The organism is Pseudomonas sp. zfem002, assembly GCF_032621685.1.
Classification (GTDB): Bacteria; Pseudomonadota; Gammaproteobacteria; order Pseudomonadales; family Pseudomonadaceae; genus Aquipseudomonas; species Aquipseudomonas japonica.
In genome coordinates, this window is record NZ_JAVYJH010000016.1 from 47,287 (window position 1) to 71,523 (window position 24,237).

At 65.4% G+C, this 24,237-nt stretch carries 23 protein-coding genes; 17 read left to right on the forward strand and 6 right to left on the reverse strand.

Features of this window, described 5'->3' with window-relative positions:
- Positions 1-81: 81 nt before the first annotated feature.
- From RTI28_RS18445 to RTI28_RS18485, 9 genes are all read left to right on the forward strand, one after another.
- Positions 82-2,160 (forward strand): TonB-dependent copper receptor, encoded by a 2,079-nt coding sequence (locus RTI28_RS18445; RefSeq protein ID WP_316921793.1) that lies wholly within the window; start codon positions 82-84, stop codon positions 2,158-2,160.
- 49 nt (positions 2,161-2,209) lie between these two features.
- Positions 2,210-3,577, forward strand: coding sequence for a PepSY domain-containing protein (locus RTI28_RS18450; RefSeq protein WP_316921794.1), 1,368 nt, complete (start codon positions 2,210-2,212; stop codon positions 3,575-3,577).
- A 270-nt stretch (positions 3,578-3,847) separates the two neighbouring features.
- Positions 3,848-5,260: a D-serine/D-alanine/glycine transporter gene (gene cycA / locus RTI28_RS18455; RefSeq protein WP_316921795.1), complete on the forward strand. Its 1,413-nt coding sequence runs from the start codon at positions 3,848-3,850 to the stop codon at positions 5,258-5,260.
- 212 nt (positions 5,261-5,472) lie between these two features.
- On the forward strand, positions 5,473-6,738 hold the full coding sequence (urtA, locus tag RTI28_RS18460) for an urea ABC transporter substrate-binding protein (protein ID WP_316921796.1): 1,266 nt from the start codon (positions 5,473-5,475) through the stop codon (positions 6,736-6,738).
- A 233-nt stretch (positions 6,739-6,971) separates the two neighbouring features.
- Positions 6,972-8,468: an urea ABC transporter permease subunit UrtB gene (urtB, locus tag RTI28_RS18465; RefSeq protein ID WP_316921797.1), complete on the forward strand. Its 1,497-nt coding sequence runs from the start codon at positions 6,972-6,974 to the stop codon at positions 8,466-8,468.
- Entirely contained in the window at positions 8,468-9,547 is a 1,080-nt protein-coding gene (urtC, locus tag RTI28_RS18470; protein ID WP_316921798.1) for an urea ABC transporter permease subunit UrtC, read from the forward strand. Before urtB ends, urtC begins: the two co-directional genes overlap by 1 nt.
- Entirely contained in the window at positions 9,544-10,395 is an 852-nt protein-coding gene (gene urtD, locus RTI28_RS18475; protein ID WP_316921799.1) for an urea ABC transporter ATP-binding protein UrtD, read from the forward strand. Before urtC ends, urtD begins: the two co-directional genes overlap by 4 nt.
- Positions 10,396-10,558: 163 nt before the next feature.
- On the forward strand, positions 10,559-11,257 hold the full coding sequence (urtE, locus tag RTI28_RS18480; RefSeq protein ID WP_316921800.1) for an urea ABC transporter ATP-binding subunit UrtE: 699 nt from the start codon (positions 10,559-10,561) through the stop codon (positions 11,255-11,257).
- Positions 11,258-11,293: 36 nt separating this feature from the next.
- Positions 11,294-11,815 (forward strand): N-acetyltransferase family protein, encoded by a 522-nt coding sequence (locus tag RTI28_RS18485; protein ID WP_316921801.1) that lies wholly within the window; start codon positions 11,294-11,296, stop codon positions 11,813-11,815.
- Positions 11,816-11,875: 60 nt separating this feature from the next.
- Here RTI28_RS18485 and RTI28_RS18490 read toward each other — a convergent pair whose 3' ends face one another.
- Positions 11,876-12,178 carry a chaperone modulator CbpM gene (locus tag RTI28_RS18490; RefSeq protein ID WP_316921802.1) on the reverse strand — a complete coding sequence of 101 codons (303 nt, stop codon included), beginning with the start codon at positions 12,176-12,178 and terminating at the stop codon, positions 11,876-11,878.
- Between the two features lie 2 nt (positions 12,179-12,180).
- The gene (gene cbpA / locus RTI28_RS18495; RefSeq protein WP_316921803.1) at positions 12,181-13,146 is read right to left on the reverse strand and encodes a curved DNA-binding protein; all 966 of its coding nucleotides are present in this window, start codon (positions 13,144-13,146) and stop codon (positions 12,181-12,183) included.
- 160 nt (positions 13,147-13,306) lie between these two features.
- Between cbpA and RTI28_RS18500 the strand changes: the two genes are divergently transcribed.
- From RTI28_RS18500 to RTI28_RS18510, 3 genes are all read left to right on the forward strand, one after another.
- On the forward strand, positions 13,307-14,578 hold the full coding sequence (locus RTI28_RS18500; protein ID WP_316921804.1) for an Hsp70 family protein: 1,272 nt from the start codon (positions 13,307-13,309) through the stop codon (positions 14,576-14,578).
- A 172-nt stretch (positions 14,579-14,750) separates the two neighbouring features.
- On the forward strand, positions 14,751-15,122 hold the full coding sequence (locus RTI28_RS18505; protein ID WP_316921805.1) for an Abi family protein: 372 nt from the start codon (positions 14,751-14,753) through the stop codon (positions 15,120-15,122).
- A 4-nt stretch (positions 15,123-15,126) separates the two neighbouring features.
- The gene (locus RTI28_RS18510; protein ID WP_316921806.1) at positions 15,127-15,741 is read left to right on the forward strand and encodes an Abi family protein; all 615 of its coding nucleotides are present in this window, start codon (positions 15,127-15,129) and stop codon (positions 15,739-15,741) included.
- Between the two features lie 19 nt (positions 15,742-15,760).
- Here the strand turns inward: RTI28_RS18510 and RTI28_RS18515 are convergent, their stop codons facing one another.
- The 3 genes from RTI28_RS18515 to RTI28_RS18525 all read right to left on the reverse strand — a co-directional run bounded on the left by RTI28_RS18515 (position 15,761) and on the right by RTI28_RS18525 (position 18,146).
- Entirely contained in the window at positions 15,761-16,768 is a 1,008-nt protein-coding gene (locus RTI28_RS18515; protein WP_316921807.1) for a hypothetical protein, read from the reverse strand.
- A gap of 125 nt (positions 16,769-16,893) precedes the next feature.
- The gene (locus tag RTI28_RS18520) at positions 16,894-17,178 is read right to left on the reverse strand and encodes a PsiF family protein (protein WP_316921808.1); all 285 of its coding nucleotides are present in this window, start codon (positions 17,176-17,178) and stop codon (positions 16,894-16,896) included.
- Between the two features lie 77 nt (positions 17,179-17,255).
- On the reverse strand, positions 17,256-18,146 hold the full coding sequence (locus RTI28_RS18525; RefSeq protein ID WP_316921809.1) for a triacylglycerol lipase: 891 nt from the start codon (positions 18,144-18,146) through the stop codon (positions 17,256-17,258).
- Positions 18,147-18,278: 132 nt separating this feature from the next.
- Here RTI28_RS18525 and osmE point away from each other — a divergent pair, with 132 nt between their 5' ends.
- Both osmE and RTI28_RS18535 read left to right on the forward strand, forming a co-directional pair.
- Positions 18,279-18,617, forward strand: a complete 339-nt coding sequence (osmE, locus tag RTI28_RS18530) for an osmotically-inducible lipoprotein OsmE (RefSeq protein WP_316921810.1) — start codon at positions 18,279-18,281, stop codon at positions 18,615-18,617.
- A gap of 91 nt (positions 18,618-18,708) precedes the next feature.
- Entirely contained in the window at positions 18,709-19,239 is a 531-nt protein-coding gene (locus RTI28_RS18535) for a bacterioferritin (protein WP_042120252.1), read from the forward strand.
- A 143-nt stretch (positions 19,240-19,382) separates the two neighbouring features.
- On the opposite strand, the gene RTI28_RS18540 is transcribed toward RTI28_RS18535, so the two are convergent.
- Positions 19,383-21,452 (reverse strand): AsmA family protein, encoded by a 2,070-nt coding sequence (locus RTI28_RS18540; protein WP_316921811.1) that lies wholly within the window; start codon positions 21,450-21,452, stop codon positions 19,383-19,385.
- 342 nt (positions 21,453-21,794) lie between these two features.
- On the opposite strand from RTI28_RS18540, the gene RTI28_RS18545 reads away from it, so the two are divergent.
- The 3 genes from RTI28_RS18545 to RTI28_RS18555 all read left to right on the forward strand — a co-directional run bounded on the left by RTI28_RS18545 (position 21,795) and on the right by RTI28_RS18555 (position 24,231).
- Positions 21,795-22,298: a phage infection protein gene (locus tag RTI28_RS18545; RefSeq protein WP_316921812.1), complete on the forward strand. Its 504-nt coding sequence runs from the start codon at positions 21,795-21,797 to the stop codon at positions 22,296-22,298.
- Between the two features lie 131 nt (positions 22,299-22,429).
- On the forward strand, positions 22,430-23,062 hold the full coding sequence (locus tag RTI28_RS18550) for a TetR family transcriptional regulator (protein ID WP_316921813.1): 633 nt from the start codon (positions 22,430-22,432) through the stop codon (positions 23,060-23,062).
- A 68-nt stretch (positions 23,063-23,130) separates the two neighbouring features.
- Positions 23,131-24,231 (forward strand): AGE family epimerase/isomerase, encoded by a 1,101-nt coding sequence (locus RTI28_RS18555; protein WP_316921814.1) that lies wholly within the window; start codon positions 23,131-23,133, stop codon positions 24,229-24,231.
- Positions 24,232-24,237 lie beyond the last annotated feature (6 nt).

Here is a 24,237-nt window from a genome sequence, read left to right on the forward strand (position 1 = left end):
CGTGCTTCGCGAACGGCCTGCCCTGTAGGGCGGGTGCTGTGATCGCGCGCACCTTCATGACCGATCGATGTTGGAAAACCTATGTCCAGCTCCACCCCTGTCTATCGCTTGTCCCTGCGCGGGACCATCGCCCTGCTCTGCGGCAGCCTGCTCACCCCGCTCGCCCTGGCTGCGGAAACCGGCCACGAAGGCCATGACCACGACCTGGCGGAACTCAGCCCCACGGTGATCACCGCGGTGGCCCCGAGCTCGCCGCTGACCATCGTCACCAACCCCAAGGACCCGCGCCAGCCGGTGCCGGCCAGCGACGGCGCCGACTACCTGAAGACCATCCCCGGCTTCTCGGCGATCCGCTCCGGCGGCACCAACGGCGACCCGGTGCTGCGCGGCATGTTCGGCTCGCGCCTGAACATCCTCACCAACGGCGGGGTGATGCTCGGTGCCTGTCCGAACCGCATGGACGCACCGACCTCCTACATCTCGCCGGAAACCTACGATCGCCTCACCGTGATCAAGGGCCCGCAGACCGTGCAGTGGGGCCCGGGCGCCTCCGCCGGGACCATCCTCTTCGAGCGCGAGCCGGAGAAATTCGGCGAGCTCGGCACCCGCGTCAATGCCAGCCTGCTGGCCGGCTCCAACGGCCGCTTCGACAAGCTGCTGGATGCCGCCGCCGGTGGCCGCGAGGGCTATGTGCGCTTCGTCGGCAACCAGTCGCGCTCGGATGACTACGAAGACGGCCACGGCGATACCGTGCCGTCGAAGTGGGACAAGTGGAACGGCGACGTCGCCGTCGGCTGGACCCCGGACAGCGACACCCTGCTGGAACTCACCGCCGGGCGCGGCGATGGCGAGGCCCGCTATGCCGGGCGCGGCATGGACGGTTCGCAGTTCAAGCGCGAAAGCCTCGGCCTGCGCTTCGAGAAGTCCAACATCGGCGAGGTCTTCGACAAGATCGAGGCGCAGGTCTACTACAACTACGCCGACCATGTGATGGACAACTACAGCCTGCGCACGCCGTCCGGCACCGGGATGATGGCCGGCCCGATGGCCAGCAACGTCGATCGCCGGACCCTGGGGGCGCGGATCAAGGGCACCTGGCGCTGGGAAGACGTGACCCTGGTCAGCGGCCTCGATGCGCAGAGCAACGAACACCGCCAGCGCATGGGCATGGGCGTCAACACCTACGGCAACCAGCCCTGGACCAAGGACGCCGATTTCCACAACTACGGTGTGTTCGGCGAGCTGACCTGGGAGCTGGACAGCCAGGATCGCCTGATCAGCGGGGCGCGCCTGGATCGCGCCTCGGCGAAGGATTTCCGCCAGAGGACCGGTTCGGGAATGATGTCGCGGCCCAACCCCACCCGCGGCGACACCCGCGCCGATACCCTGCCCAGCGGCTTTCTGCGCTACGAGCACGACCTGGTCGAGATCCCGGCCACCACCTATGTCGGCCTGGGTCACGCCCAGCGCTTCCCGGACTACTGGGAGCTGTTCTCGCCGACCTACGGCCCGCTGGGCTCGGTCAACGCCTTCGATTCGATCAAGCCGGAGAAGACCACCCAGCTTGACTTCGGCATCCAGTACAAGACCGAGACCCTGGAAGCCTGGGCCTCCGGCTACATCGGCCAGGTCCGCGACTACATTCTCTACGACTACCGCGCCGGGGCGAACGTCTCCCGCGCCGACAACGTCGACGCGCGGATCATGGGCGGCGAGATGGGCGTGGCCTACCAGCTGACCTCCAACTGGAAAGCCGACGCTACCCTCGCCTACGCCTGGGGCAAGAACAGCAGCGATGGCTCGGCCCTGCCGCAGATGCCGCCACTGGAGAGCCGCCTCGGCCTGACCTACAGCGAAAGCGACTGGAGCGCCGGTGCCCTGTGGCGTCTGGTTTCGGCACAGAACCGGGTGTCGGAAAACTACGGCAACATCGTCGGCAAGGACTTCGACAAGTCCGGCGGCTTCGGTGTGTTCTCGCTCAACGGCGCCTACCGTGTAAGCAAGAGCCTCAAGCTCAGCGTCGGCGTCGACAACCTGTTCGACAAGGCCTACGCCGAGCACCTGAACCTGGCGGGCAACGCCGGCTTCGGTTACTCCGGCACGGAAACGGTAAACGAGCCGGGACGGACCTTCTGGACCAAGGTCGACCTGAGTTTCTGATCCAGCCCGGGCGCGGTCACAGGCCGCGCCCCTCATTCGGGAGCGTTGCATGAGCAAGCCATCGTTTTCCTTCTACAACCTGGCCTGGCGCTGGCATTTCTACGCCGGGCTGTTCGTCGCCCCGGTGATGATCCTGCTGGCGGTCACCGGGATCATCTACCTGTTCAAGCCGCAGCTGGACCCACTGATGTACCGTTCGCTGATGGTGGTCGAGGCGGGTCATCACCGGCATCCGGCCGATCACCTGCTGCAGCAGGTGCAGACGGCCTATCCGGGCGGCACCATCACCCAGTACCTGCCCGCCGTCGCCAACGACCGCAGCGCGCAGTTCGTGGTCAAGCGTGACGGGCAGGAACTGAACGTGTTCGTCGATCCCTACAGCGGCCAGGTGCTCGGCGCGCAGGATGCCAAGAGCAACCTGCAGGCCGTGGCCCGTGCGCTGCACGGCGAGCTGATGGTCGGCAGCGTCGGCGACCGCGTGGTGGAACTGGCGGCCGGCTGGGGCATCGTCCTGGTGGTCTCCGGCCTGTACCTCTGGTGGCCGCGCGGCGGGCGTCTGGCCGGAGTGTTCTGGCCGCGCATGAACGCTCGCGGGCGGCTGCTGTGGCGCGACCTGCATGCGGTCAGTGGCTTCTGGGGAGCGCTGGTCCTGCTGCTGATGCTGCTCAGCGGCATGACCTGGACCGGGTTCTGGGGCAAGCAGTACGCCGACCTGTGGAACCGCTTTCCCGCGGCCATGTGGAACGACGTCCCCACCTCGGACCAGGAGGCCCGCACCCTGAACAGCGCGGCGCGGCAGACCGTGCCCTGGGCGGTGGAAAACACCCCCCTGCCGGAATCCGCCGGCGCGCATGCCGAGCACCAGGGCCACCAGGCCGTGGACAGCGGCCCGGCGGCGCCGGAGGTCAGCCTGCAGCGGGTCGAGGACATCGCCGGCGAGCGCGGCGTCGAGCCCGGCTACAGCATCACCTTGCCGAAGACCGGCAGTGGCGTGTTCACCATCGCCGTGTTCGCCGATGACCCGCGCAACGACGCCACCCTGCATGTCGACCAGTACACCGGCAAGGTCCTGGTGGATGTGCGCTGGCAGGACTACAGCACGGTGGCCAGGGCCACGGAACTGGGGGTGATGCTGCATGAAGGCAAGATGTTCGGCGTGGTCAACCAGTTGCTGATCCTGCTGATCTGCCTGATGGTCCTGCTCGGTTCGGTGAGCGGCCTGGTGATGTGGTGGAAACGCCGTCCCGAGGGCGGCCTCGGCGTGCCGCCACTGCGCCACGACCTGCCGCGCTGGAAGACCGCGACGGTGGTGATGCTGGTGCTTGGCGTGGCCTTTCCGCTGGTAGGCGTGTCGATGCTGGTGGTGTGGCTGCTGGACCGGGTGTTCGGCCGGCGGATGCTGGTGGCGCGGGCCTGACCCCATTCCTCTTCCTGTAGGAGCTGGCTTGCCTGCGAAAGGACCGCAGAGCGGTCCCGAAATCTTGCAGGTTGCGCCATTTGGGGACCGTTGCACGGTCCTTTCGCAGGCAAGCCAGCTCCTACGCAAGCAACACCAGGGAAATTCCTGATAATCCAGACAGCATTACCCTAAAGTCGAGTCATCTTGTCGCGTCTGGCCCGCGGGTTTGCGTGGTAGCCTAGCCGCCGCTTCACGCACAAGAAGACTGCAATTTATGGAATGCATGCAATGACTCAAGACATCACCAAGGACGCGCAGGAGCATCACCTGCAACGCAACCTGACCAACCGCCACATCCAGCTGATCGCCATCGGCGGGGCCATCGGTACCGGGCTGTTCATGGGCTCGGGCAAGACCATCAGCCTCGCCGGCCCGTCGATCATCTTCGTCTACATGATCATCGGCTTCATGCTGTTCTTCGTCATGCGGGCGATGGGCGAGCTGCTGCTGTCGAACCTCAACTACAAATCCTTCATCGACTTCTCCGCCGACCTGCTCGGCCCCTGGGCCGGCTACTTCACCGGCTGGACCTACTGGTTCTGCTGGATCATCACCGGCATCGCCGACGTGATTGCGATCGCCGCCTACTCGCAGTTCTGGTTCCCCGACCTGCCGCAGTGGATACCGGCGCTGATGTGCGTCGGCGTGCTGCTGTCGCTGAACCTGATCACCGTGAAACTGTTCGGCGAGATCGAGTTCTGGTTCGCCATGATCAAGATCGTCGCCATCCTCGGCCTTATCGGCACCGGCCTGTACATGGTGCTCAGCGGCTTCCAGTCGCCGGCCGGCAGCACCGCCAGCCTGAGCAACCTGTGGAATGACGAGGGCATGTTCCCCCACGGCCTGATGGGCTTCTTCGCCGGCTTCCAGATCGCCGTGTTCGCCTTCGTCGGCATCGAGCTGGTGGGCACCACCGCCGCCGAAGCCAAGGACCCGGAGCGCACCCTGCCACGGGCGATCAACTCGATCCCGCTGCGCATCATCATGTTCTACGTGTTCGCCCTGATCGCCATCATGGCGGTCACCCCCTGGCGTGACGTGGTGCCGGGCAAGAGCCCGTTCGTCGAGCTGTTCATCCTCGCCGGCCTGCCCGCGGCGGCGGCGGTGATCAACTTCGTGGTGCTGACCTCGGCCGCCTCCTCGGCCAACAGCGGCGTGTTCTCCACCAGCCGCATGCTCTTCGGCCTGGCCCAGGAAGGCGATGCGCCCAAGGCCTTCGAGAAGCTGTCCGGCCGTGACGTTCCGGCCAACGGCCTGTACTTCTCCTGCACCTGCCTGCTCCTCGGCGCGGCGCTGATGTACGTGATCCCTGACCTGGTGGAGGCCTTCACCCTGGTCACCACCGTCTCGGCGATCCTGTTCATGTTCGTCTGGTCGCTGATCCTGCTGTCCTGGCTGACCTACCGCAAGCAGCGCAGCGCCCTGCACCAGGCCTCGAAATACAAGATGCCCGGTGGCCGTTTCATGTGCTGGGCATGCCTGGTGTTCTTCGCCGGCATCCTGGTGCTGCTGAGCTTCGAGGCCGACACCCGCCAGGCCCTGATCGTGACCCCGATCTGGTTCGTGATCCTCAGCGTGACCTACCAGTTCGTGCGCAGCCGCCGTCAGCCACGTCGTCAGATCGACCCTTCGCGCGGTTGATTCCCCGCCCCACAGGCCGTTGCGCACCATCAGCGCGCAACGGCCTGCACCGTGCCACCGTCCTGGGCTCCAGGGCGGTGCATGCATCGCTCACAATCCGCTGAAACCCTTGTGCCAGAGCCTGTACACAATTAGGCACAGCCCTTGCTATCTCCCTCTGCGTAGTCGCCATTTGCCTTACCGCCAAATACAACTCAACGGAGAGAGCACCCATGAAGCGTCGCAGTCTGATCAAGGCCTTCACCCTCAGCGCATCCATCGCCGCGATGGGCCTGAGCTGGACCATCCAGGCCGCCGAGACCATCAAGGTCGGCATCCTGCATTCCCTGTCGGGCACCATGGCGATCTCGGAAACTTCGCTCAAGGACATGGCGCTGATGACCATCGAGCAGATCAACGCCAAGGGGGGGGTCAACGGCAAGCTGCTGGAGCCGGTGGTGGTGGACCCGGCCTCGAACTGGCCGCTGTTCGCCGAGAAGAGCCGCCAGTTGCTGACCCAGGACAAGGTCGCGGTGGTCTTCGGCTGCTGGACCTCGGTATCGCGCAAGTCGGTGCTGCCGGTGTTCGAGGAACTCAACGGGCTGCTGTTCTACCCGGTGCAGTACGAGGGTGAAGAGATGTCGCCGAACGTCTTCTACACCGGCGCGGCGCCGAACCAGCAGGCGATTCCGGCGGTGGAATACCTGATGAGCGAGGACGGCGGTGCGGCCAAGCGCTATTTCCTCCTCGGCACCGACTACGTCTACCCGCGCACCACCAACAAGATCCTGCGCGCCTTCCTGCATTCCAAGGGCGTGGCCGACAAGGACATCGAAGAGGTCTACACCCCGTTCGGCCACAGCGATTACCAGACCATCGTCGCCAACATCAAGAAGTTCGCCGCCGGCGGCAAGACTGCGGTCATCTCCACGGTCAACGGCGACTCCAACGTACCGTTCTACAAGGAACTGGCCAACCAGGGCCTGAAAGCCACCGACGTGCCGGTGGTGGCCTTCTCGGTGGGCGAGGAAGAACTGCGCGGCATCGACACCAAGCCGCTGGTGGGACACCTGGCCGCGTGGAACTACTTCGAGTCGGTGGAGAACCCGGTCAACAGCCAGTTCGTCAGTGACTGGAAGGCCTATGCCAAGGCGAAGAACCTGCCGGGGGCGGACAAGGCGGTGACCAACGATCCGATGGAGGCCACCTACGTCGGTATCCACATGTGGGCGCAGGCGGTGGAGAAAGCCGGCAGCACCGATGTCGACAAGGTCCGCGAAGCCCTCGGCGGGCAGAGCTTCAAGGCACCGTCGGGCTTCACCCTGACCATGGACAAGAGCAACCACCACCTGCACAAGCCGGTGATGATCGGCGAGATCCAGGACGACGGGCAGTTCAGCGTGGTCTGGCAGACCGAGCAGCCGCTGCGGGCACAGCCGTGGAGTCCGTTCATTCCGGGCAACGACAAGCGGCCGGACTATGCGGTGAAGGGCAACTGATTCAAGACCGTCGGGGACCGCGTTGCGGTCCTTCGCGGGCAAGCCACGCTCCTACGGAAAATCGTGCCCCCGGATGACCGCGCGTCGCGAATGACCGCGTACCCCGGATGACCGCGTCGCGAATGACCGCGTACCCCGGATGACCGCGCGTCCACTGTAGGAGCGTGGCTTGCCCGCGAAGGACTGCGAAGCAGTCCCCAATGACTCCAACTACTCGAAGGGACCCCCGCACCATGCCCAAGGCCCTCTACCACCTCCTGCTCTGCCTGTGCCTGCTGCTGCCCCTGGCCGCACACGCCAGCGAAGCCGAATACTTCGCCAGCGCCCAGCCCAGCGAACAGGCCCGCCTGCTCCAGGACTGGGCGGCGCAACCCGACCCTGCCCGGCTGGCCCTGCTCAGCGCACTGCAGCAAGGCCGCCTTCCCGACGACAGCCGCAAGCTGCGCCTGAACAACCGTCTGCGCGGGCTGGTGGACAACGCCCTCGCCAGCCATCAACTGCTCGGCACCGATGCCGGCCTGCGCCTGCAGGCCGCGCAGCAACTGCAGAAGAGCGCGCAACCGGCCCAGGTCGCCTTCCTCGACCGCCAGTACGCCCAGGAAACCGACGACGCCGTCCACGCCGCCCTCGGCCTGGCCCTGGCCAACCTGCAACTGGCCGCCAGCGATCCGGCGGTGCGCCTGGCCGCCGTGCGCCTGCTCGGCGAAACCGGCGACCCCATGGCCCGCACCCGCCTCGAAGCCCTGCTCGACCCGACAGTGGAAAGCGACGCCGGCGTGCGCACCGCGGCGGAAACCAGCCTGGCCCAGGTCAAGCGCAAGCTGCTGGTCGGCGAACTGCTCGGCCAGGCCTTCAGCGGCCTGTCCCTCGGCTCGATCCTGCTCCTGGCGGCCCTCGGCCTGGCGATCACCTTCGGCCTGCTCGGGGTGATCAACATGGCCCACGGCGAGATGCTCATGCTCGGGGCCTACACCACCTACATGGTCCAGGTCCTGGTGCAGCGCTACGCCCCCGGCGCCATCGAGTTCTATCCGCTGATCGCCCTGCCGCTGGCCTTCGCCGTCAGCGCCGGGGTCGGCATGATCCTGGAGCGCACGGTGATCCGCCACCTGTACGGCCGCCCCCTGGAAACCCTGCTGGCGACCTGGGGCATCAGCCTGATCCTGATCCAGGCCATCCGCCTGCTGTTCGGCGCGCAGAACGTCGAAGTGGCCAACCCGGCCTGGCTGTCCGGCGGCATCCAGGTGCTGCCGAACCTGGTGCTGCCGTGGAGCCGCATCGTGATCATCGGCTTCGCCCTGTGCGTGGTCCTGCTCACCTGGCTGCTGCTCAATCGCACGCGCCTCGGCCTCAACGTCCGCGCGGTCACCCAGAACCGCAACATGGCCGCCTGCTGCGGCGTGCCCACCGGGCGTGTGGACATGCTCGCCTTCGGCCTCGGCTCGGGCATCGCCGGCCTCGGCGGCGTGGCCCTGAGCCAGATCGGCAACGTCGGCCCCGACCTCGGCCAGAGCTACATCATCGACTCCTTCCTGGTGGTGGTGCTCGGCGGCGTCGGCCAGCTCGCCGGCAGCCTGTGGGCCGCGTTCGGCCTGGGCATCGCCAACAAGCTGCTGGAACCGCAGATCGGTGCGGTGCTCGGCAAGATCCTCATCCTTGCGCTGATCATTCTGTTCATCCAGAAGCGTCCGCAAGGCCTGTTCGCCCTCAAGGGACGGGTAATCGACTGATGAACCAGCCACTGCTTGTCACCGCCACGCAAAAAGCCGGACCGCGCCTGTCCCTGGCCATCGGCGCCGTCGTCCTCGCCCTGCTGATCGCCCTGCCGCTGCTGTCGCTGCTGCCGGACGGCCATGCCCTGCAGGTCTCGGCCTACACCCTGACGCTGGTCGGCAAGATCCTCTGCTACGCCATCGTCGCCCTGGCCCTCGACCTGGTCTGGGGTTATGCCGGGCTGCTGTCGCTGGGCCACGGGCTGTTCTTCGCCCTCGGCGGCTACGCCATGGGCATGTACCTGATGCGCGAAGCCGCCGGTGACGGCCTGCCGGCGTTCATGAGCTTCCTGTCGTGGAGCGAACTGCCCTGGTACTGGGCCGGCACCCAGCATTTCGCCTGGGCCCTGTGCCTGGTGGTGCTGGCCCCGGGGCTGCTGGCCCTGGTGTTCGGCTACTTCGCCTTCCGCTCGCGGATCAAGGGCGTGTACTTCTCGATCATGACCCAGGCCCTGACCTTCGCCGGCATGCTCCTGTTCTTCCGCAACGAGACCGGCTTCGGCGGCAACAACGGCTTCACCAACTTCCGCACCCTGCTCGGCTTCGACATCACCGCCCAGGGCACCCGCGCGGTGCTGTTCCTGCTCACCGTGGCGCTGCTGGTCGGCAGCCTGTACCTCGGCTGGCGCCTGGCGCGGAGCAAGTTCGGCCGGGTGCTCACCGCCCTGCGCGACGCGGAGAACCGCCTGATGTTCTGCGGCTACGACCCGCGCGGCTTCAAGCTCTTCGTCTGGGTCCTGAGCGCCGTGCTCTGCGGCCTGGCCGGGGCGCTGTACGTGCCGCAGGTAGGCATCATCAACCCCAGCGAGATGTCGCCGACCAACTCCATCGAGGCCGCCGTGTGGGTCGCCCTCGGCGGGCGCGGCACGCTGATCGGCCCGCTGCTCGGCGCCGGCCTGGTCAACGGCATGAAGAGCTGGTTCACCGTGGCGTTTCCGGAGTTCTGGCTGTTCTTCCTCGGGGCGCTGTTCATCCTCGTCACCCTGTACCTGCCCAAGGGCGTGGTCGGTCTGCTGAAGAAAAGGGGCGAACAATGAGACTGCCGTCGATCCATCCCGAGTTCATGCTCGAACCCATTCTCGATGCCGGCAGCGGCCGCGATGCCATCGGTCTTGGCCAGGTGGTCGGCAGCGGTCTCGACGCGCGCCACGGCACGGTGCTGACCCTGGAGGACATCAACGTCAGCTTCGACGGTTTCAAGGCCCTTAGCGCACTGAACCTGTACATCGGCGTCGGCGAACTGCGCTGCATCATCGGCCCCAACGGCGCCGGCAAGACCACCATGATGGACGTCATCACCGGCAAGACCCGCCCCACCAGCGGCAAGGCCTGGTTCGGCGATACCCTCGACCTGACCCGCATGAGCGAAGTGCAGATCGCCCAGGCCGGGATCGGCCGCAAGTTCCAGAAGCCCACGGTGTTCGAGGCGCTGACCGTGTTCGAAAACCTGGAGCTGGCGCAGAAGACCGACAAGTCGGTGTGGGCCTGCCTCGGCGCACGCCTGAGCGGCGAGCAGCGCGAGCGTATCGACGAGGTGCTGGCGACCATTCGCCTGGAGGCCTCGCGCCAGCGCCCGGCGGGGTTGTTGTCCCACGGCCAGAAGCAGTTCCTGGAAATCGGCATGCTGCTGATGCAGGACCCGCAGTTGCTGCTGCTCGACGAGCCGGTGGCGGGCATGACCGATGCCGAGACCGAGTTCACCGCCGAGCTGTTCAAGGGCCTGGCCGGCAAGCATTCGCTGATGGTGGTGGAGCACGACATGGGTTTCGTCGGCAGCATTGCCGACCATGTCACTGTGCTGCACCAGGGCAGCGTGCTGGCCGAGGGTTCGCTGGAGCAGGTGCAGGCGGACGATCGGGTGATCGAGGTCTATCTCGGAAGATGACACCCCGCCCTTTCTGTGTAGGAGCTGGCTCGCCTGCGAAAGGACCGCGCAGCGGTCCCAAGATCTTGTTGGCTGAGCAAATCCGGGACCGCTGCGCGGTCCTTTCGCAGGCAAGCCAGCTCCTACAGGGGTTGAGTTGCAGCGCAATAACAGGACAACACACATGCTGAAAATCGATTCCCTGCACCAGTACTACGGCGGCAGCCACATCTTGCGCGGCCTGTCCTTCGAGGCGAAGGTCGGCGAGGTCACCTGCCTGCTCGGACGCAATGGCGTCGGCAAGACCACCCTGCTGCGCTGCCTGATGGGCCTGGTCCCGGCCAGGGAAGGCAGCGTCAGCTGGGAAGGCCAGGCCATCACCCAGTTCAAGCCGCACCAGCGGGTCCAGGCCGGGATCGCCTACGTGCCCCAGGGCCGCGAAATCTTCCCGCGCCTGACCGTCGAGGAGAACCTGCTGATGGGCCTGTCGCGCTTCGGCGCCAGCGAGGCGAAGAACGTGCCCGAGTTCATCTACGAGCTGTTCCCGGTACTGCTGCAGATGAAGCAGCGCCGCGGTGGCGACCTTTCCGGTGGTCAGCAGCAACAGCTGGCCATCGGCCGCGCCCTGGCCAGCCGCCCGCGCCTGCTGATCCTCGACGAGCCCACCGAAGGCATCCAGCCCTCGGTGATCAAGGAGATCGGCGCGGTGATCGGCAAGCTGGCGGCGCGCGGCGACATGGCGATCCTGCTGGTGGAGCAGTTCTACGATTTCGCCGCCGAACTGGCCGACCAGTACCTGGTGATGTCCCGCGGCGAGATCGTCCAGCAGGGCCGTGGCGAAAACATGGAGGCCGAAGGTGTGCGCGGCCTGGTAACCATTTAATCTGGGCGCCTGCACTGACTCTCCGGACCGACCACCATGACCTTCACCCTCCGCGACGCCGTGCCCGCCGACCTGCCGGGCATCCGCGACATCTACAACGACGCCGTGCTCAACACCACGGCGATCTGGAACGAGCAGCCGGTGGACCTGGCCAATCGCCAGGCCTGGTTCGACGGGCGTGCAGCGCAGCGGTATCCGATCATCGTCGCGGTGGATGCGGCTGGCGAGGTGGTGGGTTATGCATCATTCGGCGACTGGCGGGCCTTCGAGGGCTTCCGGCATACCGTGGAGCATTCGGTGTACATCCGTGCCGACCAGCGCGGTAACGGACTGGGGCCGAAGCTGATGGAGGCCCTGATCGTGCGGGCCCGGGAAGCGGGCAAGCATGTGATGGTGGCGGCGATCGAGAGCGGCAACGCGGCGTCGATCCGCCTGCATGAGCGGCTCGGGTTCAAGGTGACCGGGCAGATGCCGCAGGTGGGAGTGAAGTTCGGCCGCTGGCTGGATTTGACCTTCATGCAGCTGATGCTGAATCCGGGGGCTGAACCCAAAGCCTGACGCTCCCTCCGTAGGAGCGCGGCTTGCCCGCGAAGCGGTCCTTCGCAGGCAAGCCAGCGCCTACAGCACGAACCGCCCCAAGCGCTGACGCAACATATCGTTCTCGCTGCGCAACTGCCGCACTTCCTCCAGCAGCTCCAGCGCCAGCGCCACCCCTTCCCATTCCAGCTCCAGCTCCGCGTGCAGCCGCGCCGCGCGCTTGGCCAGCACCGGGGCCTGGACGTCGAACAACCAGTCCTCGGGTGTTCGCCCCGACGGTTCAACGATGCCGTGTTCGACGATTTCGATCACGCAGTCGGCCGGCAGATCGGCCTCCTGACAGAAGGTGCGCATGTCCAGCTGAACGATCAGGGTGCTACTCATGGTCACTTACTCCACTGAGTTCGCGGGTTGAACCCGGCCTTCTCCGACAGTTTGCTCCACAGTTCACGGGTGGCGGCGTCCGACTGGGCCGGCATCACCACTTTCAGTTGCGCGTACAGGTCGCCGCGCTGGCCCTGCTTGTTGGCCAGGCCCATGCCCTTGATCCGCAGGCGCTGGCCGCTCTGGCTGTCCGGACGGATGGTCAGGTTGACCTTGCCGGTCAGGGTCGGCATTTCCACCTTGGTGCCCAACGCCGCCTCCCACGGTGCCAGCGGCACGGTGATGATCAGGTCATGGCCTTCGACATCGAACAGCGGATGCGGTGCGAAACGGATCACCAGGTACAGGTCGCCATTCGCCCCACCGCCCACACCCGGCGCACCCTGGCCCTTGAGGCGGATGCGCTCGCCGTCGGTCACCCCGGCGGGGATCTTGACGTTGAGGGTCTTGGTGGTGTCGCCGGTGCGCTGGCCATGGGCGTTGTGCTGGGGCACCTGGAAGCTGATCTGCTTCGACTCGTTGGCCAGGGTTTCCTCAAGGAACACCGCCAGTTCCATTTCCACGTCCTGACCTCGCCGACCGGCACTGCGCTGCTGTTGCGCGCGGCCGAACGGATTGCCGTTGCCGCGCCCGGCCGATCCGAAGATCGAGCTGAAGAAGTCCGAGAAATCGCCGCCGCCAAAGCCGCCACCACCCGCACCACCCCGACTCTCCCAGCCAGGCGGGGCCTGGAACGGCCGGCCGTGCTGGCCACCGTATTTGCGGATCTCGTCGTACTCGGCGCGCTTGGCCGCATCGCCCAGCACTTCGTAGGCCTCGTTGGCCTCCTTGAACTTGTTCTCGGCGTCACGCTCTTTGCTGACGTCCGGGTGATACTTGCGCGCCAGCTTGCGGTAGGCGGTCTTGATCGCCTTGTCGTCCGCCGTCGGCTCCACGCCCAGTATCTTGTAATAGTCTTTGAAGTCCATCTAAGGAATCACCATCGGTTGAATGCACTGCCTGTGAAGATAGGGGTCAAGCATAGCCTTTCAAGGCAGCCCGGGGTTTGTCGCGCAGCAGATAATCGGTCTTGATTCTGTCCGCCACTGGCATAAACTGCGCGGCCGCTTTTTCCCCGGAACCACTTCCATGACTCACGCATCCCCGGCCCGTGCCTGTGGTATCGACTTCGGCACGTCAAACTCCACCGTCGGTTGGCATCGCCCTGGCGAGGAGACCCTGATCGTCCTCGAAGACGGCAAGATCACCCTGCCTTCGGTGGTGTTCTTCAACATCGAGGAACGCCGTCCGGTCTACGGTCGCCTGGCCCTGCACGAATACCTGGAAGGTTACGAGGGGCGCCTGATGCGCTCGCTGAAGAGCCTGCTCGGCTCCAAGCTGATCAAGCACGACACCAGCGTGCTGGGCACCGCCCTGCCGTTCAAGGACCTGCTGGGGATGTTCATCGGCGAACTGAAGAAGCGTGCCGAAGCCAACGCCGGCCGCGACTTCGAACAGGTGGTGCTGGGTCGCCCGGTGCATTTCGTCGACGACGACCAGGCCGCCGACCAGGAGGCCGAGGACACCCTGGCCGAGGTGGCGAGGAAGATCGGTTTCAAGGACGTGTCGTTCCAGTACGAACCGATCGCCGCCGCCTATGACTACGAGTCGGGCATCGAGCGCGAGGAACTGGTACTGATCGTCGACATCGGCGGTGGTACCTCGGACTTCACCCTGATCCGCCTGGCTCCCGAGCGGCATATGCTCGACGACCGCCAGGACGACATCCTCGCCACCGGCGGCGTGCACATCGGCGGCACCGACTTCGACAAGCAGCTCAGCCTGCAAGGCGTGATGCCGCTGTTCGGCTACGGCAGCCGGATGAAAAGCCAGGCGCTGATGCCGACCAGCTACCACCTCAACCTGGCGACCTGGCACACCATCAACTCGGTGTACTCGCAAAAGTCCCAGCTGGCCCTGGGCAGCATGCGCTACGACATCGAGGACACCCTGGGCATCGATCGCCTGTTCAAGCTGATCGAACAGCGCGCCGGGCACTGGCTGGCGATGGAAGTGGAAGCGACCAAGATCGAACTGACCCATGCCGACAACCGCCTGGTGGACCTGGGCCGGGTCGAGCCGGACCTGCGCGTCGACCTGACCCGTGCACTGTTCGAGCAGTCCATCGACAACCTGCTGGAACGGGTCCGTGGCAGCGTCGACGAGCTGCTGCTCAAGGCCGGCGTGGGTGTGGAGCAGGTCGACACGGTGTTCTTCACCGGCGGCTCCAGCGGCATCCCCGCGCTGCGCCAGAGCGTGGCGGCGATGCTGCCGAACGCGCGGCACGTGGAAGGCAACATCTTCGGCAGCATCGGCAGCGGACTGGCGATCGAGGCGCGCAAGCGCTACGGAACGGCCTGATACGCGAAAGAGACTGCAACGTTTTTCGTCGGCAAACGACGAGTTCCACCTTGCCAAGCAGGCACCTTGTGCCTACTCTTCGCGGCAACACACCCGCCATGCCTATGGTTGCTTCGGCAGCTACGCACAAATTGAGCGGGTTTTTTTTATCTGGAATTCGACCCGTGACGGCATGAGGCCATTTCAAAAACCCGCGATCGACGTTCATGAGCAACTGCTTCTGCTCAAGCAGCGCGGCTTGAGCGTTCAAGATGACGAGCGAGCGAAATGCTTCCTTGAAGCCGTGAGTTTCTTTCGACTCACGCCGTACATGCGTCCCTTCCAGCGACCCGATGATGCCGAGCATGGCTTCCGAGACAATGCCTGCCTGAAAGACCTGACCCGCCTGTACGACTTTGATCGACGCCTCCGCTTGCTGGTCATGGATGCCCTGGAGCGCGTCGAAGTCGCCATCCGCGCCTGCCTGAGCAACCACATGGCGTCCTACCCACGGCGCGCACTGGTACCTCGAACGCGAGCTGTTTCAGAAAGCATTCCGTCATGACGAGTTGCTGGCATCCATTCGAGGCCGGCAGGTGAAAGCGCTGAAGGACCATGAGCGGGAATGCCAGCGCATCGATGCGGCAAACACCCCCGCCGCACACAAGCAATCGCTGAAAACGCAGCGCGCCAGGGAAAGCTACGCCCGTCACTACGCACTGACCTACAGGGAGCCCGAGCTGATGCCGGCCTGGGCAGTGATGGAAGAAATCACCCTGGGGGACTTGTCGCACCTGTTCAAAGGCCTGGCTCGCGACGCGGATCGCAAGGCCATCTCGCGGCGTGTGGGACTACCTGGTCCGCTGCTGCAATCGTGGCTTCACACCCTGACGACGATCCGCAACATCTGTGCGCACCACGCCCGCCTGTGGAACCGGGAACTGGGCATTCGCCCGGAGTTGCCGAGGACGATCACCTTCAGCTGGCCGCGGCATTTGCGCAATCCCGGCACACAGGCCCGCATGTTTACCGTGTTGTCGATTCTGAACCTGCTGATGCGTCAGGTGAGCCCGCATACCAGCTGGGACAGGCGTCTTCACGAGTTGCTGGACGCCTTTCCCGAGACAGACCTGAAAGCGATGGGCTTTCCAGCACAATGGCGCGAAGACCCGTTCTGGGCCTGAGCGGATTACGCCTGCTGGCTCACACCAGCTCCGCCCGCCGCAACTCGCTCTTCAGGTAGGCGTAATAGATCGGCCCCGCCACCACCCCCGGCAGGCCGAACGCGGCCTCGAACACCAGCATCGCCAGCAACAGCTCCCACGACTTGGCACTGATCTGCCCGCCAACGATCCGCGCATTGAGGAAGTACTCGACCTTGTGGATGACGATCAGGTAGCCCAGCGCCGCCACCGCCACCCAGATCGACAGCGACAGGCCGACGATGGTGATCAGGGTGTTGGACATCAGGTTGCCGATCACCGGCAGCAGCCCGAGCAGGAAGGTCAGCACGATCAGGGTCTTGGTCAGCGGCAGGTGCACGCCGAACATCGGCAGCACCACGGCGAGGAATACCCCGGTGAACACGGTGTTGAGCAGGGAAATCTTGATCTGCGCGAAAACGATGTTGCGAAACGCCTGGACCAGCAGCGACAGACGCTCGAACAGCGCCGCCGCCAGTGGCTTGCGCCGAGAGATATCGGGGATGCGCTGCAGAGCGACGATGGCCCCGAGAATCATGCCGATCAGCAAGGTGACGAACATGTGCGCCGCACCCTTGCCCACCAGTTGCAGCTCGCCCAGGTGAGTCTTCAGCCAGTCACCGATGGCCACCTTGAACTCGGCGGCGCTGGCCGGCAGGTAGGCATCGACGAACGGCGGCAACTGGCCGCGGGCCTGGTCCACCAGCAGCATGAAGCGGTCCAGCGAGGCGCCGGGGTTTTCCGCTTCGTGCAGGAGAAAACTGATTGCCCCGGCGAAGATCAGGGTCAGCGTACTGACCACCAGGGTGCCCAGCAGCGCCACCGCCAGCCAGCGCGCACGCGGCCCGGCGATCACGTGCTGGAGTTTCGGCGTGAGCATGTTCACCAGCTCGAACACCAGCAACCCGGCCAGCAGGCTCGGCAGCAACTTGAGCGGCAATACCAGCAACAAGCCGGCGAATATGATGATCCAACTGGCCAGCACGATCTGACGCTGGGTAAAAGTCATACAACCTCAGACAGCCAAAGACGACAAAGGCGGCAGTCTGCCAGCCTTCGACGTACAGGCATAGGGGCGGGCGATACCGGACGACGAGCCATTGCTCCAGGGCAATGACCCGCGTTCGGCGGCGGTCATTTTTTCTTCAGGCAGTCGCTCATGAAGGCCTTGCGTTCATCGCCCTTGAGCGCCTTGGTCGTGGCGTCGGCGTTGCAGGTCTTCATCTTGTCCTGCTGGGTGGGGGCCGGCTTGGCTTTCAGGCAGTCGCTCATGAATGCCTTGCGCTCGTCGCCCTTGAGCGCCTTGGCGGTGGCGTCGGCGTTGCAGGTCTTCATCTTTTCCTGCTGGGCGGTGGCGGCAAAGCCCTGCGACGCCATCAGCATTCCCAGCAACAGCAACGGCACGTGCAGCATCTTCATGGCGATTCTCCTGAGCGCTGCGTGAGGGAGCAGCGGTCACCGGAGTTTAGACAAGATTTTTTACATCCTGCCGGACGCTAGCAGCCGGCGGCCTTGAGTCGAGCCGCATGCTCGGTGAACAGCTTCACCGGCTGCGCGCCTTTGCCCACCGCGCCGAGGGACTGGTTGACGATATCCAGGTGATCGAGGGGAAAGTCGTCGCCGATGACCTGGCCGAGGTGCGAGCTGTAGCGCCCGACCATGCCGTCGCAGTGGCCCTTCTCGATCACGAAAGTCCGGGCGAACAGCCGACAGAAGCGGTTGCTGCCGTCCAGGCGGTTGCGCCCGCGGTCGGTGATGCCGGGCGTGAGCACGCCGGACCAGGAGTAGTAGCGCACGCCGTTGACCTCGGCGGGCCCCTCCCCGCCCCAGGTCTCAGGCAGGCCCTGTGGATAACGCTGGTTGAAGGCGGCCACGCCCGCGCGGGTCAGGGACAGGTGCGAGGCATGCACGTCGATGGGCAGCGCCGGGCCTTTCCAGCCGGTTTCCAGCCAGCCCATCAGCAACGCCAGGCCGTGCAGCAGAGCCTTGAGCAGCCGTCCTTGCGGCGAGTCGCCGGGATATTCCCGGGCGAAATAATCGGCCAGTTCCGAGCCGTGGTTGGGCCCGGCGATGGAGGTGACCGAGGCCACCCACTCCGGGCGCTTCGCCGCCACATAGCGCGCCGTCAGCGCACCCTGGCTATGACCGAGCAGGTTGACCTTGTCGGCGCCGGTGCGCTGGCGCAGTTCCTCGACGATGCGCAGCAACTGCTCGCCGCGCACTTCACTGCTGTGCAGCGGCGAGACCTGCACCGGATACACCTGCGCGCCGCCCCGGCGCAACGCCGCGACGATACCGAACCAGTAGGGGTAGAGCAGCAGGCGGACGAAACCGAGCATGCCCGGCACCAACACCAGCGGGTAACGAGTGGCAAGCGCTTGCGACATGACGGCCCCCGATCCATGGACAGGCCATCACCCTACAAGCGAAACGATGGCAATCGCAATCGAACTCCCGTCGTCCCGCGCGGTTCCAAAGCCGTATCGGGCCATGAAGGCCCATTGCGAGGGAGTACGACCATGTACAAGCACGCCCTGATCGCCGTTCTGGCGGGTGCCACCCTGATCGGTTGCGGCAGCCGTCCGGAAAATCCGGTGGACTACGTCACCTACCGCGACCAGCCGCTGGTCAAGCAGGTGGAAAACGGCATGACCATGCAGAAAGTCATCGCCATCGGCGGCAGCCCGTCCACGGTGATCGACCTGCCCCACGGCGGGACCTGCAACAACTACATCCTCAACAACGACGGTCATCAACAGGCTTACTACGTGCGCTTCGATGCCACCGGGCATGTCGACGCCAAGGGTTTCAAGACCTGCGAGCAACGGCAGAAAGACCAGCAGGCGGTGTCGGGTTGATAAAACTTTCCCGCCGCTTCGCTACTCGTACCTGATGTAGCGCCCGCGCCGACCGTGCGCGGTGCCCCCGTTTTTCAGCCTGGAGACCGTCATGAGCAACGTTACGTTGACCGATGTGAATACCCTGCGCCAGCGCGCGCGCCAGCATGTGGAGCAAGGCGCGGTGACCGAGGGCTACAACGCCGACCGCCAGACCATCCTGCGCCTGCTCAACGAGTCGCTGGCCACCGAGTGGGTCTGCACCCTGCGTTACAAGCGCCACTACTACATGGCCAGCGGGATCAAGGCCAGCGTCGCCGCGGCCGAGTTCCTCGAACACGCCAACCAGGAACAGGAACACGCCGACAAGCTGGCCGAGCGCATCGTGCAACTGGGGGGCGAGCCGGACCTGAACCCGGACAACCTGAGCAAGAACTCCCATGCCCAGTACGTGGCCGGGAAGAGCCTGAAGGAGATGGTGCTGGAGGATCTGGTGGCGGAGCGCATCGCCATCGACAGCTATCGGGAGATCGTGCGTTTCATCGGCGACAGTGATCCGACCACGCGGCGCATCTTCGAGGACATCCTGGCGCAGGAAGAAGAGCATGCGGATGATATGGCGGATCTGCTGAAAGGCCTGTAACGCCCCTGCCCCTACCCCGTAGGAGCGCGGCTTGCCCGCGAAAGGACCGCGCCAGCGGTCCCGGACATCGGTGAAGCTGGGACCGCTGGCGCGGTCCTTTCGCGGGCAAGCCGCGCTCCTACGGGGGATTTTGGTAAACCCTTTCATTTCACGGTTTTCGGCGCCTTACCGGCCCGCATCTGCTCCAGCAACGGTGTACAGCGATTCGGCTCATCCCCGCTGCTCGGTGCGATCAGCGCCAGCAAGCCCGCCGCCGGTCCTGCCGCCACACCCAGGGCCACCATCCCCGCCCCGCGCAACGCCAGCGGCACCGCCTGCACACCCGCCGACGGCTTGGCGAACGATCCGCGCACATACAGCGGCGAGCGCAGCGAGAACAGGCGCAGGCCCTTCGATTCGGGATTGATCTTCAGGTCCAGCTGCTCGGTCGCGAAGTTCGCCGTGCCGGTCACATAGATCACCGCGTTCTCGGTATCGAACACGAACAGCCGGGTCGTCGCCAGGCCATCCTTGATCCCGACGTCGGTGGCCGCACAGTTGATCTTCACTTCGTTGTCGCCGAACAGCTTGCCGACCACGTAGTTGCCCACGTTCAGGCCCGCGATCTCCATGAGGCTGCGACTGACCGCGCCATCGTTGATCAGCAGCCTGAGCTCGCCATTGGACGTGCCCAGCAGCGCCGCCACCGAGTTGCCGCGGCCACTCAGATCGGCATCGCCATTGAGGGCACCGAAGCTGGTCTTCATCGGCTCGAAGGTGGGGAACAGCTGCTTGAGCTTCAGATTGCGCGCGCTCAGACGCACCCGGCCCTGCAGCGGCGCGCTGCGGCCGTCGAGGCGCACCTGCATGTCCAGCTTGCCGCCGGCGACACCGAAGGACAGCGGCTCCAGGCGCAGCACACCGTCTTCGAGCAGGACATGGCTGGCAAGATCGGTGAACGGCAGCTCTTCACTCTGCACGATGCGCTTGCCGGCGAAGGTGACGTCGGCGTCCATCGCCCGCCAGCGTTCGGTACGGAACTCTTCCACCGGCAGGACCTTGTCCCCCGGCTGCCTGGCCGCGCCGCCACGAGCCTTCTGCTGGGCGTTGGAGTCGGCACCGATCAACGGCGCGAGGTCCTTGAACAGCAACTGGTTGGACACCAGCTTGCCGCTCAGCTTCGGCCGCGGCTGGCTGGCGACGAAGGACAGGTCGCCATGGATGTCGCTGTCGCCGATCCGGCCGTTGAAGCCCTCGTAGCGAAACAGCGCGCCGCCCGGCTCGTGCAGCCTGGCGAACAGATGGCCGTCGGTCTGGTAGGGCGGGGTGTCCGGCAGGGTCACACCGGTCAAGGGGTACAGATTGCCGAGGCTGGCGCCGGACAGTTTCAGGCGCAGGTCCAGGGCACCGAGGTTGCGCGGGTCGGTCAGGGTGCCGGCGATGATTGCGCGGGTCTTGGCGATACGCACGTCCGCCTGCACCGGGAACGGCTGGCTGGCATCCTGCAGCGCCAGCAGACCACCGATCTTGCCCTCGCCGCTGAGGGCCTCGCCCTTGTAGCTGCCGGTGACCTTGAGCGCGAAGGCGTAGTCCTGCGGCACGGCATTTTCCTTGCGGACCCGCTCGACGGCGGACTTGCCGACGATGTCACCGAACGGAATCGGCTTGCCGAGCGAATCGATGCGCACCTGGACGCGGGTTTTCAGCGTCGCGTCATCGAACGCGACCTGGCCCTGGTCGAAGCCGATGGCACCGATATCCAGCACCCACTTCGACGGCTCGGCCTGCTCGTCCGTGGGGCCGAAGTCGAAGGTCCAGTTGGCCCGGCCATCGGCCAGGCGCTTGAGGCTGGCGCTGGGCTGCTTGAGGTCGATACGCGGGATGACGATGCGCTGGGTCAGCAGCGGCAGCGGCGAGAGGCGGAAATCCACCTGCTGCAGGGCGACCATCCGTGGCTCCTGCAACCACTCGGGGTTGCCGAGGGTGAGGTCCTCGGCAGTGAAATGCGGCCACGGCACCCAGGCCCGCCAGCCACCGTCCTCGGGTTCGCGACGCCAGTGCACGGCAAGATTGCCGTTGATCGCGAAGGGCCGATGCAGGGCTTGCGACACCTTGTCGTTGAGGAAAGGTCGGGCCCGGTTCCAGTCGAAGGTGGCGATGAAGATCACCAGCAACGCCAGGACCAGCGCAAGGCTGGCCAGGGTCCAGGTGATGATTTTGGCGGGGCGCGTCATTGCACGATTCTCCAGTGACAGCAAGGCAGGCAGTGTGCGTGAGCCACGCACTTGTACTTGGGACTGGCGAAATGCCGAGGGGTTTTACCCGATCCGCCTGGTCATGAGGATTTTTCCTGCCGTCTTCGTCAGTTTTTTCCATCAACGCGGCGCGATCATCCCACTCGAACAACGCTGCAATTCCGACTTCGGCACTCGGGAAAGGCCCGATCTAGAGCTGCCGGTGGAATGTATCAATCCCGTTGATTGTTACCATTACCTTTATGAACTTTTCTATCCAATTTCCAAGAGTAGCATTGCCCTCGTACCCACTTTCCCACCCTCCCCAAGGAGAAACGGACCATGAAACGCCAACTGCTGCTCAGCCTGACCCTGTCCATCCTGGCCGCCAACGCCTTCGCCGTACCGGCCGCCGATCAACACCTGTCCGCCGAAGCCCGCTCCAGCGCCGCCGCGGTTTCCCAGCCACTCAATACCCTGGCTGAAGGTGGTTCGGACCGTGCCATCGAACGTGCCAACCGTGTCGCTGAAGGCGGTTCCGACCGCGCCATCGAACGCGCCAACCGTGTTGCCGAAGGTGGCTCCGACCGTGCCATCGAACGTGCCAACCGCGTTGCCGAAGGTGGCTCCGACCGTGCCATCGACCGCGCCAACCGCGTCGCCGAGGGTGGCTCCGACCGTCTGATCGACCGCGCCAACCGCGTCGCCGAAGGTGGCTCCGACCGTGCCATCGAGCGTGCCAACCGTGTTGCCGAGGGTGGTTCCGACCGTCTGATCGACCGTGCCAACCGCGTTGCCGAAGGCGGTTCCGACCGTGCCATCGAACAAGCACAACGGGTGAGCTGATGCCTATGCGCCAAAACAACAGCTACCCGTGCGCAACCCCTTCCCCTCCGAGGCCCGGTCAACTGACCGGGCTTTGTTTTTCCGGCCCCGCCCATTAGAGTGCAGGCCTGTTTCACACGAACCGTACCGCCATGCTGCCGCGCGCCGAACAGAAGCAACAGACCCGCCACGCCCTGCTGGACGCCGCCCGCCAACTGATGGAAAGCGGTCGCGGTTTCGGCAGCATCAGCCTGCGTGAGGTGGCCCGCACCGCGGGTATCGTGCCCACCGGCTTCTATCGTCATTTCGACGACATGGACCAACTGGGCCTGGCCCTGGTCCGCGAAGTCAACGAAACCTTCCGCCAGACCATCCGCAGGGTCCGCCACAACGAATTCGAACTGGGCGGCATCACCGACGCCTCGGTGCGCATCTTTCTCGATGTGGTCACGGCCAATCGCGCGCAGTTCCTGTTTCTCGCCCGCGAGCAGTACGGCGGCTCGCAGCCGGTGCGCCAGGCCATCGCCCGCCTGCGCGAAGGCATCAGCTCGGACCTTGCCGCCGACCTGGCGCGCATGACCCGCTGGCAGCACCTGGATGCCGACGCCCTGGCGGTGATGGCCGACCTGGTGGTGAAGACCGTGTTCGCCACCCTGCCCGAGCTGATCGACCCGCCCGCGCAACTGGCCCCGGGACAGTTGAGCGCCCAGGCCAAGATCACCCAGCAACTGCGCTTCATCTTCGTCGGCGCACGGCACTGGCAAGGGCTCGGCAACCCGGTCTGATCCCGGCGCCACGGGGAAATTTCCTGCTACCATGCGCGCCAACGCAACGACGGCGACGAACCTTTTCCATGTCCGAACTTTCCCCAGCCCAGCCCGCCCTGCTCGCTGAACTCCAGCGCCATTTCGACCAGCGCATCGTGCCGCTGTGGCAAGGTCCCGGCTGGAACCCGGACATGGCCCTGCCGTTCGAGGCCCTCGCGACCACGCACCAGCCGTTGCCGGTGCAGCGCTACCGGGCCATGGCCTGTGCGCGCCAGCTGTATCTGTTCAGCAGCCGCATCGAGCAGCCCGGGGCCAGCGAGCGCGCCGCCGCGCTGTTCCGTTCGCTGCAACGGCATTTCCACGATGCCGAGCATGGCGGCTGGTTCTACAGCATCGACGCCCAGGGCAAGCCGCTGGACCGGCGCAAGGACCTCTACACCCACGCCTTCATCATCTTCGCCTGTGCCCACTACTGGGCGAAGTCACGCGACAGCCTGGTGGAATCGACGCTGAACGCCGCCCTCAGCGTGGTCGCCGAGCGCTTCGCCACGCCGGACGGTCTGTACGAGGCGAGCCTCGGCGAAGACTGGCAACCGCTGGGCAGCGGTCCGTTGCAGAACCCGCTGATGCACCTGGCCGAAGCCTTCCTCGCCACCCTCGCCGTGCGCGAGGACGCCGAAGTGCGCGACGCGCTGGTCGCCCTGAGCGACGCCATGCAGGCGCACTTCATCGACCCGGAGCACGGGGTGATGCTGGAGAAACCGCGCGGGGCTGTGGATAACTGGTTCGAACCGGGGCATCAGTTCGAATGGTTCTATCTGCTGGATACCTCACCGCTGCTCAAGGGCACGGCGCTGCATGCGTCGCTGCAGCGGGCCTTCGCGTTCGCCGAGGAGCGCGGGGTGGAGGATGGGGCGGTACTGGCGATGCTCGATCCGCAAGGCAATGTGCGCGATGCCACCCAGCGGATCTGGGCCCAGGCCGAGTACCTGCGGGCGCTGACCCTGCGCGCGGACGGCGCGGTGAAGGTGCCGGCCCAGCTGGAGGTGCTGCGCCGGCAGTTTCTGCATGAAGGTGGCTGGCATGAATGCCGGGATGGCCAGGGGGTGGTGAGTCGCGACGATATGCCGTCGACTACGCCCTATCACCTGGCGACCTGTCTGGAAGGGCTGCAGCGCTCCTGCTGATCTGCA

What these genes read in the sequence shown, in the direction of transcription:
- RTI28_RS18445 (WP_316921793.1), top strand. Translation starts at nt 82, where the DNA reads ATGTCCAGCTCCACCCCTGTCTATCGCTTGTCCCTGCGCGGGACCATC.
- RTI28_RS18450 (WP_316921794.1), top strand. Translation starts at nt 2,210, where the DNA reads ATGAGCAAGCCATCGTTTTCCTTCTACAACCTGGCCTGGCGCTGGCAT.
- cycA (WP_316921795.1), top strand. Translation starts at nt 3,848, where the DNA reads ATGACTCAAGACATCACCAAGGACGCGCAGGAGCATCACCTGCAACGC.
- urtA (WP_316921796.1), top strand. Translation starts at nt 5,473, where the DNA reads ATGAAGCGTCGCAGTCTGATCAAGGCCTTCACCCTCAGCGCATCCATC.
- urtB (WP_316921797.1), top strand. Translation starts at nt 6,972, where the DNA reads ATGCCCAAGGCCCTCTACCACCTCCTGCTCTGCCTGTGCCTGCTGCTG.
- urtC (WP_316921798.1), top strand. Translation starts at nt 8,468, where the DNA reads ATGAACCAGCCACTGCTTGTCACCGCCACGCAAAAAGCCGGACCGCGC.
- urtD (WP_316921799.1), top strand. Translation starts at nt 9,544, where the DNA reads ATGAGACTGCCGTCGATCCATCCCGAGTTCATGCTCGAACCCATTCTC.
- urtE (WP_316921800.1), top strand. Translation starts at nt 10,559, where the DNA reads ATGCTGAAAATCGATTCCCTGCACCAGTACTACGGCGGCAGCCACATC.
- RTI28_RS18485 (WP_316921801.1), top strand. Translation starts at nt 11,294, where the DNA reads ATGACCTTCACCCTCCGCGACGCCGTGCCCGCCGACCTGCCGGGCATC.
- RTI28_RS18490 (WP_316921802.1), bottom strand. Translation starts at nt 12,178, where the DNA reads ATGAGTAGCACCCTGATCGTTCAGCTGGACATGCGCACCTTCTGTCAG.
- cbpA (WP_316921803.1), bottom strand. Translation starts at nt 13,146, where the DNA reads ATGGACTTCAAAGACTATTACAAGATACTGGGCGTGGAGCCGACGGCG.
- RTI28_RS18500 (WP_316921804.1), top strand. Translation starts at nt 13,307, where the DNA reads ATGACTCACGCATCCCCGGCCCGTGCCTGTGGTATCGACTTCGGCACG.
- RTI28_RS18505 (WP_316921805.1), top strand. Translation starts at nt 14,751, where the DNA reads ATGAGGCCATTTCAAAAACCCGCGATCGACGTTCATGAGCAACTGCTT.
- RTI28_RS18515 (WP_316921807.1), bottom strand. Translation starts at nt 16,768, where the DNA reads ATGACTTTTACCCAGCGTCAGATCGTGCTGGCCAGTTGGATCATCATA.
- RTI28_RS18520 (WP_316921808.1), bottom strand. Translation starts at nt 17,178, where the DNA reads ATGAAGATGCTGCACGTGCCGTTGCTGTTGCTGGGAATGCTGATGGCG.
- RTI28_RS18525 (WP_316921809.1), bottom strand. Translation starts at nt 18,146, where the DNA reads ATGTCGCAAGCGCTTGCCACTCGTTACCCGCTGGTGTTGGTGCCGGGC.
- osmE (WP_316921810.1), top strand. Translation starts at nt 18,279, where the DNA reads ATGTACAAGCACGCCCTGATCGCCGTTCTGGCGGGTGCCACCCTGATC.
- RTI28_RS18535 (WP_042120252.1), top strand. Translation starts at nt 18,709, where the DNA reads ATGAGCAACGTTACGTTGACCGATGTGAATACCCTGCGCCAGCGCGCG.
- RTI28_RS18540 (WP_316921811.1), bottom strand. Translation starts at nt 21,452, where the DNA reads ATGACGCGCCCCGCCAAAATCATCACCTGGACCCTGGCCAGCCTTGCG.
- RTI28_RS18545 (WP_316921812.1), top strand. Translation starts at nt 21,795, where the DNA reads ATGAAACGCCAACTGCTGCTCAGCCTGACCCTGTCCATCCTGGCCGCC.
- RTI28_RS18550 (WP_316921813.1), top strand. Translation starts at nt 22,430, where the DNA reads ATGCTGCCGCGCGCCGAACAGAAGCAACAGACCCGCCACGCCCTGCTG.
- RTI28_RS18555 (WP_316921814.1), top strand. Translation starts at nt 23,131, where the DNA reads ATGTCCGAACTTTCCCCAGCCCAGCCCGCCCTGCTCGCTGAACTCCAG.